Source organism: Nocardiopsis oceani (assembly GCF_054777395.1).
The window spans coordinates 66,904-81,399 of record NZ_BAAHAR010000038.1; the positions used below are offsets into that span (position 1 = coordinate 66,904).

Annotated in this window: 12 protein-coding genes; 3 read left to right on the forward strand and 9 right to left on the reverse strand. The window is 69.6% G+C overall.

The features are described from left to right. Positions 1-39: 39 nt before the first annotated feature. The 5 genes from ACYVDG_RS22405 to ACYVDG_RS22425 all read right to left on the reverse strand — a co-directional run bounded on the left by ACYVDG_RS22405 (position 40) and on the right by ACYVDG_RS22425 (position 7,143). A complete protein-coding gene (locus tag ACYVDG_RS22405; RefSeq protein WP_460757109.1) occupies positions 40-942 on the reverse strand; it encodes a sugar ABC transporter permease in 903 nt (300 codons plus the stop codon). Continuing rightward, positions 939-2,555, reverse strand: a complete 1,617-nt coding sequence (locus ACYVDG_RS22410) for an ABC transporter permease subunit (RefSeq protein WP_460757114.1) — start codon at positions 2,553-2,555, stop codon at positions 939-941. The genes ACYVDG_RS22405 and ACYVDG_RS22410 overlap by 4 nt, the downstream gene beginning before the upstream one ends. Next, entirely contained in the window at positions 2,555-3,805 is a 1,251-nt protein-coding gene (locus ACYVDG_RS22415; RefSeq protein ID WP_460757117.1) for a sugar ABC transporter substrate-binding protein, read from the reverse strand. Before ACYVDG_RS22415 ends, ACYVDG_RS22410 begins: the two co-directional genes overlap by 1 nt. Positions 3,806-4,145: 340 nt before the next feature. Next, on the reverse strand, positions 4,146-5,378 hold the full coding sequence (locus ACYVDG_RS22420) for a sugar ABC transporter substrate-binding protein (RefSeq protein ID WP_460757119.1): 1,233 nt from the start codon (positions 5,376-5,378) through the stop codon (positions 4,146-4,148). A gap of 151 nt (positions 5,379-5,529) precedes the next feature. Then, complete coding sequence (locus ACYVDG_RS22425) at positions 5,530-7,143, reverse strand: glycoside hydrolase family 13 protein (RefSeq protein ID WP_460757122.1); 1,614 nt, start codon at positions 7,141-7,143, stop codon at positions 5,530-5,532. A gap of 96 nt (positions 7,144-7,239) precedes the next feature. On the opposite strand from ACYVDG_RS22425, the gene ACYVDG_RS22430 reads away from it, so the two are divergent. Continuing rightward, positions 7,240-8,319 (forward strand): LacI family DNA-binding transcriptional regulator, encoded by a 1,080-nt coding sequence (locus tag ACYVDG_RS22430; protein ID WP_460757124.1) that lies wholly within the window; start codon positions 7,240-7,242, stop codon positions 8,317-8,319. Positions 8,320-8,461: 142 nt separating this feature from the next. Here ACYVDG_RS22430 and ACYVDG_RS22435 read toward each other — a convergent pair whose 3' ends face one another. Beyond that, entirely contained in the window at positions 8,462-9,004 is a 543-nt protein-coding gene (locus tag ACYVDG_RS22435; protein ID WP_460757127.1) for a hypothetical protein, read from the reverse strand. A gap of 289 nt (positions 9,005-9,293) precedes the next feature. Here ACYVDG_RS22435 and hemW point away from each other — a divergent pair, with 289 nt between their 5' ends. Continuing rightward, positions 9,294-10,526 (forward strand): radical SAM family heme chaperone HemW, encoded by a 1,233-nt coding sequence (gene hemW / locus ACYVDG_RS22440; RefSeq protein WP_460757130.1) that lies wholly within the window; start codon positions 9,294-9,296, stop codon positions 10,524-10,526. A gap of 73 nt (positions 10,527-10,599) precedes the next feature. Here the strand turns inward: hemW and ACYVDG_RS22445 are convergent, their stop codons facing one another. From ACYVDG_RS22445 to ACYVDG_RS22455, 3 genes are all read right to left on the reverse strand, one after another. Continuing rightward, entirely contained in the window at positions 10,600-11,280 is a 681-nt protein-coding gene (locus ACYVDG_RS22445; RefSeq protein ID WP_460757134.1) for a DUF4870 domain-containing protein, read from the reverse strand. Between the two features lie 29 nt (positions 11,281-11,309). Further along, a complete protein-coding gene (locus ACYVDG_RS22450; RefSeq protein ID WP_460757204.1) occupies positions 11,310-11,639 on the reverse strand; it encodes a DUF4870 domain-containing protein in 330 nt (109 codons plus the stop codon). A gap of 826 nt (positions 11,640-12,465) precedes the next feature. Further along, complete coding sequence (locus ACYVDG_RS22455) at positions 12,466-13,305, reverse strand: DUF3097 domain-containing protein (protein ID WP_460757138.1); 840 nt, start codon at positions 13,303-13,305, stop codon at positions 12,466-12,468. Between the two features lie 177 nt (positions 13,306-13,482). Between ACYVDG_RS22455 and hrcA the strand changes: the two genes are divergently transcribed. Then, a complete protein-coding gene (hrcA, locus tag ACYVDG_RS22460) occupies positions 13,483-14,496 on the forward strand; it encodes a heat-inducible transcriptional repressor HrcA (RefSeq protein WP_460757143.1) in 1,014 nt (337 codons plus the stop codon).

The following is a 14,496-nucleotide window of genomic DNA, read 5'->3' on the forward strand; positions in this document are numbered from 1 at the left end:
GGGAGCGCCCCTCCTTGGTTGTTCGGACCCTGCCAGCCGCTAGCCCTTGACCGCCCCGGCGGTCAGGCCCTCGCTGATGTAGCGCTGGAGGAACCAGAACACGATCAGCGTGGGCAGGGAGAGCATCAGCGCACCCACCGCGAACATCCCGAAGTTGGCGTTGCGCTGCGAGTCCACCAGTTGGTACAGGCCCAAGCCCAGGGTCTGGGAACCGGTGTCCCGCAAGAACACGCTGGCCATCAGGAACTCGTTGATCGTGCTGATGAACACCAGCAGCGCCACGATCGCCAGCACCGGGGTGACCAGCGGCAGCATGATGCGGAAGAACACCTGCGCGTGCGTGGCCCCGTCCATCTGGGCCGACTCGTCGAGCTCCTTCGGCACCGTGTCGAAGAAGCCCTTCATCAACCAGGTGTTGATGCTCAGGGCCCCGCCGAGGTAGACGAGCAGCAGCCCCCACCGGGTGTCGAAACCGAGCGCCGGGTAGACGTCCCCGATGTTGGAGAACATCAGATAGATGGCGACGATCGCCAGGAACTGCGGGAACATCTGGATGACCAGGAGCCCGATCAGGCCCACCCTGCGCCCCTTGAAGCGCATCCGGCTGAACGCGTACGCCGCCAGTGCCGAGAGCAACACGGTGACGGCCGCGTTGGTCAGGGCGAAGAACAACGAGTTCGAGTACCAGGTGGTGAACGGGGTGTTCTGGAACAGGTCCCGGGCGTTGTCGAGGCTGGCCCCGGTGGGTATCAGCTGGGAACTGCTGAGCGTACCGACGGGGTTGATCGCCGCGGAGACGACGAACAGGACGGGGAAGACCGCGAAGGCCACGGCAACCCACATGACCGCGTGCCGCCACCCCAGGCGGGTGAGCCACAGGCTGGCCCTGAGCCCGCTGGAACGCTGGTAGACGGGCCTCACGGCGACGTCAGTACCGGTCATCGGTCCACCTCCTGCAGGGCTTTGGTCCTGCTCAGGCTGACCACCGAGAGGACCGAGACGATGAGGAAGATCATCACGGACAGCGCCGCCGCGTACCCGTACTGGGCCGTGGCCTCACTGAACGCCAGCCGGTAGGTGTAGGTGATGAGCAGGTCGGTGGCGCCGCCGGCGCCGGTGCCCTCCGCACCGAACGGCCCGCCTCGGGTGAGGAGCCACACCGCGTTGAAGTTGTTGAAGTTGAACGCGAACGTGGCGATGAGGATCGGCGCCATCGCGACCATGAGCAGGGGCAGGGTGACGTACCGGAACGCCTGCCACGGTCCCGCGCCGTCCAGCTGGGCGGCCTGTCCGAGTTCGCGCGGGATGGCTTGGAGGGCACCCGTGGCGACCAGGAACATGTACGGATAGCCCAGCCACACGTTGGCGAGGACCACCGCGGCGCGGGCCGCCCACACGTCCCCCAGCCAGTCGACCTGCAAGCCGAGCATCCGGTTGAACAGGCCGAAGTCCGCGTTGAACATGTCCCGCCACAGCAGGTACATGGCCAGTGAGCTCATGGCGTACGGCAGGACCACCAGGATCCGGTACACCACCTTGCCGCGCATCTTCGGTACGTGCAGGGTGAGCGCGATCGCGAGGCCGAGCACGAACACCAGGAACGTGACCGAGGCGGCGAAGGCGATGTTCCAGACCAGGGTGCCGAAGAACGAGGCGGCGAAGGCCGGGTCGATCAGGAACCGCATGAAGTTGTCGAAGCCGACCCCGACCTGCCAGCCCTGGGGCAGGCGCTCGCCGTCCTCGTTGTAGAAGGCGCCGCGATCGTCGTCCGCGTAGTAGACCTCGCCGGTCTCGATGTCCTCCACACAGTCGCAGGCCTCGTCGTAGACGCGCTGCGCGTTGCCCTCGAAGGCGCTGGAGAGGCCGCTGGAGCGGATCCCCGCCCCGTCGTCCGTGGGCACGGCGAAGGCCTGGAGGTCGTCGCTGCGGGCGTTGACCTCGTTGGGCGTGAGGATGGTGTAGCCGAAGGCGTCGGTGACCTTGCCCGCTTGGTCGACGTCGGCACCGGGGAGCTCGCTCACCCCTTCCTCGGTGCCCGCGTAGGCGTTGTCCTCGGAGTCGGTGAGCAGGAAGACCAGGTCACCGGTCTCGGGGTCTCCGGTGGTGGCCACGGTGAGCACGTACTCGGGGGAGTCGTCGTCCCGGACCACCGAGTACGCCTCGATGGAGGCGATGGCCTGTTCCTTGGCGCCCCGGTGACCGTCGCTCATGTTGGTCATCGACGTGCTCATCGTGTAGAGCACCGGGAAGATCTGGAAGGCCATCAGGAACAGGACGCCGGGGACCAGGTACTTGGCCGGGACGGTGCGCTTCGACAGGTAGACCCAGTAGACGAGGGCCATCACGGCCACCGCCAGGCCGATTCCCCACCAGTTCCCCGCCATGTACAGGGGCAGGATCGCCCAGATGCCCAAACCGGTGAACAACCCGAGGAGGCCGATCTTGACCAGCTGGCCGAGGAGGGAGCCGTTGCCGGAGAAACGTCCTCCCGGCAGTGATGGACGGGCGGACGCCCCTTTCTCGGGGGCGCCCGCGCCATTTCGGTTGACTGCCACTACTCGGAGCCGATCCGCTCGGCGATGGTCTCGTGGGCGGTCTCCAGCGACTCGCGGGCGTCCGCGCCGCCGATGATCTGGGCCTGGGCCACGCCCAGCGGCTCCCAGGTCTCACCCATCTCGGGGATGTTCGGCATGGCGACGCCGGCCTCGGCGGTCTCGGCCATCACGGCGATGTTGGGGTCGTCCTCGGAGACGCTCTCCAGGGCCTCGACCTGAACGGGCGTGCGGGGGTCGGCCTCGTAGAGGTCCAGGATGAAGTCGGTGTCGGTGACGTGGTTGACCACGAACTCCTCGGCGAGGGCGCTGTTGGCGCTGCCCTCGGTGACGAAGAAGGACTGGTAGCCGATGTAGGGAGAGGCCGGGTCCATGCCCTCGAAACCGGGGATGGCGCTGATCTCGTAGTCGATGTCGGAGGCGTTGATGTCACCGACGTTCCACGGGCCGGCCACGAAGAAGGGGGCCTCGCCGTCGGTGAAGAGGGCGGCCTCGTTCTCGACGGTGATGGTGCGGCGGAGTACGCCCTCGCCTTCCTCGCCGTACTCGGCGATCGTCTCCATCGCCTCGATGGTTTCGTCGCTGCCGACCCCGAGGTCCTCCGGGTCCCAGTCGCCTTCCCCGTCCTGCCCGAACAGGTAACCGCCGGCCGATCTCATGAGGGCGTTCATCCGGAACGGGTCGCCCTCCTGGTCCACGGCCATGGCCAGGACCTCGTCGACCTCGCCGTCGTCCTGGAGTTCGGTGCCGACCTCGACGAGCTCCTCGAACGTCTCGGGGGCGTCGGGCGCCATCTCGGTGTTGCGCATCAGGAAGATGTTCTCCTGGGCGTAGGGCACACCCAGCAGCTGGCCCTCCAGCGACATCGCGTCGATGGCGGTCTCGTCGAGCGCTTCCGCGCGGTCGGCCGGGAGCTCTACGGGCTGGACGGCGCCGTTGCGCATGAGGTTGCCGGTCCAGTCGTGCGCACCGATGAAGATGTCGGGGGCGTTGCCCGCCTGGTGGGCGTTGACCAGGTCGCCCTGGATGTCGTCGAAGGAGACGTTTTGTACGTCGACCTCGATGCCGTTGGCCTCGGCGAACTCGGCGGCCGAATCCTCGATGGCGTCGGCCCGTTCGGGGTCGGACCAGATGACGAGCGTGCCCTCGGCCGAGCCCTCGTCGCCTCCGTTGTCGCTGTCGCCGTTGCAGGCGGTCGCCATAAGCGCGATCGCGGCGATACCGGCGACCGCTGAAGCGCTGCGGGATCTCATGGTGTCTTCCTTCCGGGAGGCCTGTTGAAGGTCGTGCATGCGGTTCACCGGAGGACCCGGGTCCGTTGCGGGCATGCTTGGTGATGTGACGTTAGCAATAACTTGCAGTCTTTGAAAGGCTTTGCAGTCCCTGGGGGTAAAGATGTGGAAACACCCTGGAAACGGATGGGTGATTCCTGACCCAGGGTTCCAGGGCGACTACCCAAAGCAAGAAAACCGTGTTCGTTCGGCCCTTGACCCGGCCTTGCCCTGGCTGCCGCCCTCGGTCTTGCCCGCCTCCCGGACGTACTGCCCGAGAGGCGGGGCCGGGGAACACCCACTCCAGCGAGACGGGCGGAGTTCAGTCGTCGAAGCCGTCGATGATCTGCCGCTCCGCCTCGGCCAGCGCCTGGGAGGGGTCGGCGCCGCCGACGATATCTGCGGTGGCCTGGGAGAACGGGCTCCACACCGACTCCATCTCCGGGATCGCGGGCATCGGCAGGCCGCCCTCACCCGCCTGCTGGAACGCGTCCATGTCCGGGTCGTGCTCGGCGACCACCTCCAGGGCGTCCGCCAGGGCGGGCACGCGGGGGTCGGCCTCGTGCAGGATCACCGAGAACTCGGGGTCGGAGACGAAGGTCCCCGCGAAGTCCGCGGCCAGGTCCGGGTCCTCGGTGCCCGAGGCGATGAAGAAGGTCTGCACACCGAGCAGGGACCGCGCGGCGTCGCCGTCGGCGAACCCAGGGATCGAGCTGACCTCGTACGACAGCTCCGCGTCCTGCGCAGCCGGTACGCTCCAAGGTCCGCTGACCAGGAACGGGGCCGCGCCGGAGGCGAACAGGTCGGTCGCGTTGTCGGGGTCCGTGCTGCGGGTGAGTACTCCCGAACCGTCCTCACCGAGCTCGGCCAGGAGCTCGAAGGCCTCCACCGACTCCGCTGCCGCCACCCCGAGGTCCGTGGGATCGGGGTCGCCGGAGGCGTCCTCGCCGAACAGGTATCCGCCGGCCGAGGTGAAGAACGGGTGGATGTGGTATGCGTCGCCCTCGTCACCCATCTGCAGGCTCAGCGCCTGGTCGACGGTGCCGGAGTCCACCAGGTCCGTGCCGGCCTCCACGAGGTCCTCCACGGAGCCCGGCTCGTCCGCTACGAGGTCGGTGTTGCGGAACAGCGCCAGGTTCTCGGTGGCGTAGGGGACGCCGTACACCTCGCCGTCGTAGGTGACCGCCTCCAGAGCGCCGGGGGCGAAGGCGTCGGCGTCGTCCTCGGACAGGCCGACCGGGGAGATGGCCTCGGCCAGCGCCAGCTCTCCGGTCCAGTCGTGCGGGCCCACGAGGATGTCCGGGCCGATGCCGCTGGCGTGCGTGGTCAGGAAACTGGCGCGCAGCTCCTCGTGCTCCACCACGATCACCTCCACCTCGCGGTCGGAACCGCGGGTGAAGGCCTCGGCGAAGGTCTGCATGGCCAGGGCGCGGTCCTCGTCGGCCCAGATGGTGAGCGGTTCGGTGAAGCGCTTGTCCACGGGTTCGTCGGCGGTCGAGCAGGCGGTCAGGACGAGCACCAGCCCACTCGCGCACAGGGGAAGAAGGGACCTCACGATGGTCTCCAAGCGTGACTGGCGGGGCCTGGGGGCGGGTGGGGTGTGCCCCGCGGATGGAAGAGAGATACGGGGTAGGGGGTGGGGTGGGGTGGGTGGTGCACGGGCGCCGGGGATCGAGTCAGCCCGGCGCCCGCGTCAGGGACGCGTGTTACGCCCGCAGCCACACCGCGGTCTCGGCGGGCAGGGACAGCGTGTCCGTGGTGAGTTCGGCTCCGGGGCCGCTCGCGACCAGAACCTCGCTGGAGGCGTTCGGCCCGGCGGCCAACTCCACCGGTGCCTCGGTCGTGTTCACCGCGACCCGCACACCCGGCTCACGCTCGAAGTACAGAACGCCTTCGGGCGAGTCGAGCCAGGTCATGGAACCGTCGCCAAGGGCGTCGAGGTCACGGCGCAGGCCGAGCGCGGTGGTGTACAGGTCCAGGGTCGAACCCGCCACCGCGCGCTGAGCGGCGCGGGACAGGCCCGCCCACTCGTCGGGTACCGGAAGCCACGGCGTGCTGCCCTCGGGGCCGAACCCGAACGGGGCGGTCTGGCCCTCCCACGGAAGCGGGACGCGGCAGCCGTCACGGCCGCGGTCGGTGTGGCCCGAGCGCTCCCAGGTCGGGTCCTGGAGTGTGTCCTCCGGCAGGTCGGTGACCTCGGGAAGGCCCAGCTCCTCTCCCTGGTAGAGGTAGACCGAACCGGGCAGGCCGAGCATGAGCAGCGTGGCGGCCCGCGCCCGGCGCAGCCCCTGCTCTCCGCCGCCGAAGCGGGTGACGTGCCGGGTGACGTCGTGGTTGGAGAGCACCCAGGTGGTGGCCGCGCCCACCGCACCGTTGGCCGCCAGGGAACCGTCGATCACCGTGCGCAGGCGCGCCGCGTCCCACGGAGCGGTGAGGTATTCGAAGTTGAACGCCTGGTGCAGCTCGTCCGGGCGCAGGTAGCGCGCCACCCGCTCGGCGTCCTCCACCCAGGCCTCGGCCACCAGTGTCCGGTTGCCCGGGTAGCTCGCGGCAATGCCCGACCAGCGGCGGTAGATGTCGTGGACGCCGTCCTGGTCGAAGTAGGGCAGGGACGTGCTGCCGTCGAGCAGGTCGGCCTTGGCGCCGTCGTCGATGTCCGGCAGGGCCGGGTCCTTGACCATGCCGTGGGCGACGTCGATCCGGAACCCGTCGACGCCCCGGTCCAGCCAGAAGCGCAGGACGTCGTCGAACTCGTCGTGCACCTCCTGGTTGGTCCAGTCGAAGTCGGGCTGCTCGGGGTCGAACAGGTGCAGGTACCACTGCTCGGGTGTGCCGTCGGCGGTCTTGAGGCGGGTCCAGGCCGGGCCGCCGAAGATGGACTTCCAGTTGTTGGGCGGCTCGTCGCCGCCCGGGCCCTTGCCGTCCCGGAAGATGTAGCGGGAGCGGGCGGCGCTGCCCGGCTCGGCCGCCACGGCCTCGCGGAACCAGCGGTGCGCGGAGGAGGAGTGGTTGGGGACCACGTCGATGATCACGCGGATGCCCAGATCGTGGGCGGCGGCCAGGAGGGCGTCGAAGTCCTCGAGCGTCCCGAATCGCGGGTCCACGTCCCGGTAGTCGGCGACGTCGTAACCGCCGTCGGCGAGGGGCGAAACGTAGAAGGGCGTGAGCCAGATCGCGTCCACACCGAGTTCGGCGAGGTGGGGGAGGCGCTCGCGGATCCCCGTCAGGTCGCCCTCCCCGTCCCCGTTGGAGTCGGCGAAGCTACGCACGTAGATCTGGTAGATGGCGGCCTCACGCCACCATTGCGACTCGTGCTTCATCAGCGGGGGTCCTTCCTTGTCGCGTCTGCAAGTTCTTGCGCAAGATTACCGCCAACTTTCGTCCGTGTGACGACGATCTCGACTAGAGTTGCCCTTATGGGTCCACGACTTGCCGACATCGCGCGGCACGCAGGCGTCAGTGAGGCGACCGTCTCGCGGGTGCTCAACGACAAACCCGGAGTCGGCAGCGAAACCCGCAAAGCCGTCCTGACCGCCCTCGACGTGTTGGGATACGAACGCCCCGCCCGGTTGCGACAGCGCTCAGCGGGCCTGGTCGGCATGGTGATCCCCGAGCTGGACAACCCGGTCTTCCCGATGTTCGCCCAGGCCGCCGAGGGTGCGCTCGCCCAGCGCGGCTACACGCCGGTGCTCTGCACCCAGACCCCGGGCGGGATATCGGAGGACGAGTACGTCGAACTGCTGCTGGAGCGCAACGTCTCCGGCATCCTCTTCATCTCGGGCAAGCACGCCGACACCTCCGCCTCGCACGAGCGCTACCAGGCCCTGGTCTCCCGGCGCCTGCCGATCGTGCTGGTCAACGGCTACACCGAGTCGATCCCGGCCGCGTTCATCTCCGCAGACGACCGCGAGGCCGGGCGCCTGGCCGTCAACCACCTGGCGGCGCTCGGACACACCCGCATCGGCTTCACCAGCGGGCCCGAGCGCTACGTCCCGGTCCGCCGCAAGCTCGACGGGTTCCACCAGGCCCTCACCGAGCACGGCCTCGACGCCGACGGCCTCGTCGAACTCTCCCTGTTCGGCGTGGAGGGCGGACACGCCGCCGCCACGCGCCTCATCGAGCGCGGGGTCACCGCCATGGTCTGCGGGTCCGACATCATGGCCCTCGGCGCCATCCGAGCGGCCCGCCAGCGCGGCCTGCGCGTACCCCAGGACTTCTCCGTGGTCGGCTACGACGACTCCCAGCTCATCGCCTTCACCGATCCGCCGCTCACCACCGTCCGCCAGCCCATCACCCCGATGGCCATGGCCGCCGTGCGGGCCCTGTGCGACGAGATCGCCGGGCACCCCGTCTCGCACGCCGAGTACGTCTTCGACCCGGAGCTGGTCGTCCGGGGCTCGACCGCGGCCGCCCCGTCCGCTGTGGTGCCCGAGGCCCGTCTCGACGCACCCTCCCCGCTGCGCCGCGACCCGGAGAACGCCGCCCACGGGCTCTGACCCCGACCCACCGGCTCTGATCCCCACCCATCGGCCAGACTCCCGAACACGGGCCCTGCTCCCACCCTCTGCACCCCGCTGCCCCCCGCACACGCGGAGGGGGCGCGTGCCGCGCGCACGCGCCCCCGTTCCCCCTGCGGCCTCATCGCAGGAGGGGGAACCTCTTCACCGGTGCCGTCGAGCCCCACCAGTGGCCCAGGCCCAGGGTGTCGCCGGAGCGCACCAGCGCCAGACCCACCAAGACCAGGGCGTAGACGATGTGGTCGTCCATGAACGGGTTGTTGTCCAGAGGCAGTACCGCAGCCCACATCAGGATCATCATCAGCGCACCCGAGGCAGCGGCGATCCGTTCGCCGACACCGAGCATCAGGGCCGCGCCGATCGCCAGCAGCCCCACCATGAACAGCGGGTCCGCCCAGAACGTTCCGGCGATAGAGCCGAACGCCCCGGCGAAGGGTCCGGTGGCGTTGGACAGGAAGCCCTCCGTCGGGCTTCCCCCGTTGAGCCAGGAGGCCTCCGTCGGGGTGGCGAAGCCCAGCCCCAGCAGCTTGTCGAAGAAGGCCCACAGGAAGACCCAGCCGATGGAGAGGCGGGTGGCGGCGAAGACGTAGCGGGCCGCGGGGGAACCGATGAGTGACCGGTTCTCGGCCGACGCGGTTCGGTGGGTGGTCGTGTTGTCGGACATCGTGTGCCCTTTCGCCGGTGTGTAGTGGCCACCTCCAGACAATCCTGGTGAGAGGCCGGGAACGAGGTCCCGTGGTACCGCTCCCAGGAGGCCGAAAGGCCCTGCCCCAAGGGGAGTTCGGCGAAGGGCCAGATCAGAGCCGCGCTTCGAGGCTCTGGCCTGGGCACGTGTGTCGCAACTCTCGGGGTTGGGAGCCCCGGGACACACTGGCTCCTCTGCGGCCGGTCCCAGCCAGTTCCCAGGCTCGCCGCCGTGCCGGGCACGCCGCAGTGTCGGCGACACTGGAGGTATGCCATCCGTAGCCCTCGACGGCGAACCCGTGCCCCGGACCGGGGACCTTCCCGCAGCCTCGCTCGCCCAGCTCGGTGAGCGCCCGCTCGGGTTCTATGTCCACGTGCCCTTCTGCGTCACCCGGTGCGGCTACTGCGACTTCAACACCTACACCGCCGACGAGCTCGTCTCCCGGGACGGCACCGCCACGGCCTCCCGCCAGACCTACGCGGGCCAGGCGGCCGCCGAGGTCGAGCTGGCCGACCGGGTGCTGGCCGGGGACCGGCCGCCCGTCAGTACCGTGTTCGTCGGCGGCGGCACACCCACCCTCCTGTCGGCGGAGGACCTCGGCCGACTCCTCACCGCGATCCGCGAGCGCTTCGGCTTCACCGACGACGTCGAGATCACCACGGAGGCCAACCCCGAGACGGTCGACCCCGACTACCTGCGCCGCCTGCGCGCGGCCGGGTTCACGCGGGTGTCCTTCGGCATGCAGAGCGCGCAGCCCCACGTCCTGCGGACCTTGGAGCGCGGGCACACCCCGGGCCGCCCCGAACAGTGCGTGGCCTGGGCCCGAGACGCGGGTTTCGAGCACGTCAACCTCGACCTCATCTACGGCACCCCCGGGGAGAGCGACGAGGACTGGGCGGCCTCCCTCGAGGCCGCGATCGGGGCAGGCCCGGACCATCTGTCCGCCTACTCGCTGATCGTCGAGGAGGGAACCCGGCTGGCCGCCCGGGTCCGGCGGGGCGAACTCACCGAGCCGGACGACGACGCCATGGCCGACCGCTACCTCATGGCCGACGAGGCCTTGGCCAAGGCCGGTTACACGCCGTATGAGGTGTCCAACTGGGCGCGCACCGCGGAGGGCCGCAGCGCGCACAACTCGCTCTACTGGACCGGCGGCCACTGGTGGGGCATCGGTCCGGGCGCGCACAGCCACGTCGGCGGAACCCGCTGGTGGAACGTCAAGCACCCCGCCGCGTACGCGGCTCGCCTGGCCGGCGGCGACAGCCCGGCCCAGGCCCGCGAGGTCCTCACCGGCGCCGAGCGCAGGTTCGAACGGATCCTGCTCGAAGTGCGCGTGGAAGAGGGCTGCCCCCTGGAGTTGCTGGACACCCGGGGACTGGCGGCCGCCCAGCGCCTGGTGGGGGAGGGCCTTCTGGACGAGCGGGCGCACGCCGAGGGGCGCGCCGCGCTGACCCGGCGGGGCCGCCTGCTCGCGGACGCGGTGGTCCGCGACCTCACCTGAGGGCGGAACGGCCGGGCCCCGAACACGACGTGGGGCCCGGCGTTGCCGGGCCCCACGGGTGGTACTGACGGGTCTACTTGACCCAGCCGACGTCTACCGGGTAGCGGTACCACTCGCCGCGGTTGCTGGCCATGCCGCCCATGATGCCGAACACGATGGCGCACACCCACAACGCGAAGCTCAGGATCGTGCCGATGAAGATGAACGACAGCGGGATCGCGATGACGTAGCCGATCAGCAGCAGGAGCTGGAAGTTCAGCGCCTGGGCCGCCTGGTCCCGCAGGAAGGGCGACTCGTCCTTCTTGATCAGGTACATGACCAGCGGGACGACGAAGCCCAGGATGATGCCGCTCAGGTGGGTGAGCAGCGCGAAGGTCCGCTCCTCCTGGTTGGCCTGGCCGGTGACGGCCGAGGAGTCGCCGTAGCCCGGGGGCGGTGCGTACCCGCCCTGCTGGCCGGGGTAGCCACCCGGGCCGGGCGGAGGGTAGCTGCCGGGCGGCGGGTAACCGCCCTGGTACGGATCTCCTTGGGGCGGGTAACCGCCTTGCTGGGGGTACCCCTGTGGCGGGTAACCGCCCTGCTGCGGGTCACCGGGCGGCGGGTAACCGCCGGTGCCGGGCGGCGGATAGCCGGGCTGCTGCCCCCCGTCGTACGGGCCGGGCTGCGGCGGGTAACCGCCGGAGCCGCCCTGGCCGGGGTACTGGCCGCCTTGGCCGTAGGGGTCCTCCGGGGGCGGGGTGTTCGGATAGGACATGAGAGTTCCTTGGTGTGCGGGAGCTTGTTCTACTTCAGGAGTCGGATGCTCACCGGGTAGCGGTACCAAGCACCCTTGTTGGCGCCGGAGGCTCCCATGACCCCGAAGACGATCGCGACGATCCACACTAGTGCGATGAGCAGGGACCCGATCCAGATCAGGTTCGGGAAGACGATACCCAGACCGACGAAGGTGATGCCAGCCAGAACGTACGGGATCAGCAGCGTGATCTGGAAGTTGGCCGCTTCGGAGGCGTGGTGGCGGATGAACGGCGACTGGTTGCGCTTGGCGAAGTAGACCGCCAGCGGCGGGAGCCACCCCAGGAAAGCGATGACGAACCCGGACAGGTGGGCGAGCATCGCGACCAGGATGTCGTTGCCACCGTCCTGAGCGGGCTGCTGGGCCTGCGGCTGCCCGTAGGCGCCGGGCTGGGCGTAGCCGGGGGGCTGCTGCTCCGCGACCTGGTACTGGGGCTGCTGAGGCTGTCCGTAGGGCTGCTGCGGCGGTGCCTGCTGCGGGGGCTGTTGCGGGTAGCCGGGCTGGCCGCCGGACGGTTGGGCGTAACCGGGCTGGCCGTACTGCTGTCCGTAGGGCTGCTGCGGTGGCTGGCCACCGGACTGCTGCCCCCATCCGGGCTGACCGCCCTGGCCATAGGGCTGCTGGGGTTGTGGCTGTTGCGGGTAGCCGGGCTGGCCGCCGGACGGTTGGGCGTAACCGGGCTGGCCGTACTGCTGTCCGTAGGGCTGCTGCTGCGGCGCCTGCTGCGGGGGCTGTTGCGGCGGCGCCTGCTGCGGGGGCTGTTGCGGCGGCGCCTGCTGCGGGGGCTGTTGCGGCGGCGCCTGGTACGGGGGCTGCTGCGGGGGGTGCCCCTGCTGGCCGCCGGACGGTTGGGCGTAACCGGGCTGACCGTATCCCTGCTGCCCGTACTCCTGGCCGTAGGGCGGCTGGCCGTACTGCTGCTGTTCGGGCGGCGGAGACTGCGGCGGCTGCTGCTCGGGGTGGGGCGGCGGGCTCGGCGGCTGGTGCCCCTGCGGGTCGTCCGGGGACGGAGGGTTCGACGGGGTCTCGCTCATGCTCTTCCTAAGCTCCGCTGTTGAGGGACGCTTGTTCTGTTTCCCGGGCTACCAGGCTGTACCGATGACCACGAATGTCCGAAGCGTCGTCAGACGACGTGGTGGGGTAATCCTAGTCTTCCGCGGGGTGCGGTCCCGTGACGAAGTCGATGAGCTCCTCGACGCGCCCCAGCAGCGAGGGTTCGAGGTCCCCGTAGCCGCGGACCGAACCCAGGATCCGGCGCCAGGCCTCACCCGTCTCCATCCGCCACCCCAGGGCGTCGACGACCCCCTCCTTCCACGGGAGGCCGCGCGGGACCTCGGGCCACGCCCGGATCCCCACCGCGTCCGGCCGCACCGCCTGCCACACGTCCACATAGGGGTGTCCGACCACGAGTACGTCGTCGCCCCGGACCTGCTCCGCGATCCTGCTCTCCTTGGAACCGGGCACCAGATGGTCCACCAGCACCCCCAGCCTGCGCCCCGGGCCGGGGGAGAACTCCGCCACCACCGATGGAAGGTCGTCGACCCCCTCCAGGAACTCGACGGCCACCCCTTCCACCCGCAGGTCGTGGCCCCAGACCTTCTCGACCAGTTCGGCGTCGTGGGCGCCCTCCACGTAGATCCGGCTCTCCCGGGCGGTGCGCGCCCGCGCGTCGGTCACGGCGATCGATCCGGAGGCGCTGCGCATCGGGCCTTGGGGCGCGGCGGTCGGGCGCACCAGCGTCACCGGCTTCCCGTCCTCCAGGAACGCGGCGGGGCCGAGGTCGAACACCCTCTTGCGGCCGCTCCGGTCCTCCAGGGTCACCGTGGCCTTGTCCCAGGACACCACGGCACCGCAGAAGGTCTCGTCGGCGTCCTCGACGACGAGGTCACGACTGAGGGGTATCTCGCGTACAGCGCCCTTCTTCGGTCGCCGCCAGTCTCCAGCCAGAACGTCGCGGCCGTAGCGGCCGGTTCCCTTGGTAGCCACGGTGGTGCAGTCTACTGGTGGTGTGTTCGGGATCGCCGTCGGCGGGTGGCGCACGTCGCCGATCGCGCGGGAAGAAACCGGAGACCAGGGCTTGTTACTACCCGCGGGTAGCCGTGCGGGTTTGCGGCCGGGCATAGAATTAGCACTAAGGACCATGGAGTGCCAGGAGGTGGCGAGTTGCTGGATGAGCGCAAGCTCGCGGTCCTGCGTGCCGTCGTCGAGGACTTCGTCAACACCAACGAACCGGTTGGTTCCAGGGCCTTGGCGGACCGGCACCCCCTCGGTGTCTCCTCGGCGACCATCCGCAACGACATGGTCGCCTTGGAGGAGGACGGGTACATCGCCCAGCCGCACACCAGTGCGGGGCGGGTACCCACCGACAAGGGCTACCGGCTCTTCGTCGACCGGCTCTCCTCGGTCAAGCCACTCTCCGCCGCGGAACGGCGCGCCATCGAGTCCTTCCTCGGCGGCGCGGTGGACCTCGACGAGATCGTCGCCCGCACGGTGCGGCTGCTCGCGCAGCTCACCCGGCAGGTCGCGATCGTCCAGTACCCGTCGCTGACCCGGTCTTCGGTCCAGCACGTGGAACTCGTGCCGCTTGGCGGCCAGCGCATCATGATGGTCGTCATCACCAATACCGGACGGGTCGAACAGCGCGTCATCGACGGGCTGGGATCCGTCAGCGAAACCGTGGTCAACGACCTGCGCACCATGCTCAATCGGGCCATAGCCGGACGGCACCTCGGCGACGTACCGGACGCGGTGGAAGACCTGCCCGCCCACGTCGCACCGGAGGACCGCCCGGTGGCGGTCGCGGTCCTCTCGGTTCTGCTGGAGAGCCTCGTCGAACGGCACGAGGAGAAGATCGTCCTGGCGGGCACCGCCAACCTCGCGGCCGTCGACTTCGCAGCCAGTCTGCGCGAGGTGCTCGAAGCACTGGAAGAGAACATGGTCCTCATCCGTTTGCTCGGTGAGGCGAAGGACCCCTCGATGCTCACCGTGCGCATCGGCGCGGAGAACTTCCACGAGGGCCTTCGGTCCACTTCCATCGTGTCGGCCGACTACGGTGTGGGAAACCAGTCGCTGGCCAAGATCGGTGTGGTGGGACCCACCCGTATGGACTACCCAGGGACAATGGGCGCCGTCCGTGCGGTGGCTCGGTATGTCGGACAGATTTTGGCAGGACAGTAA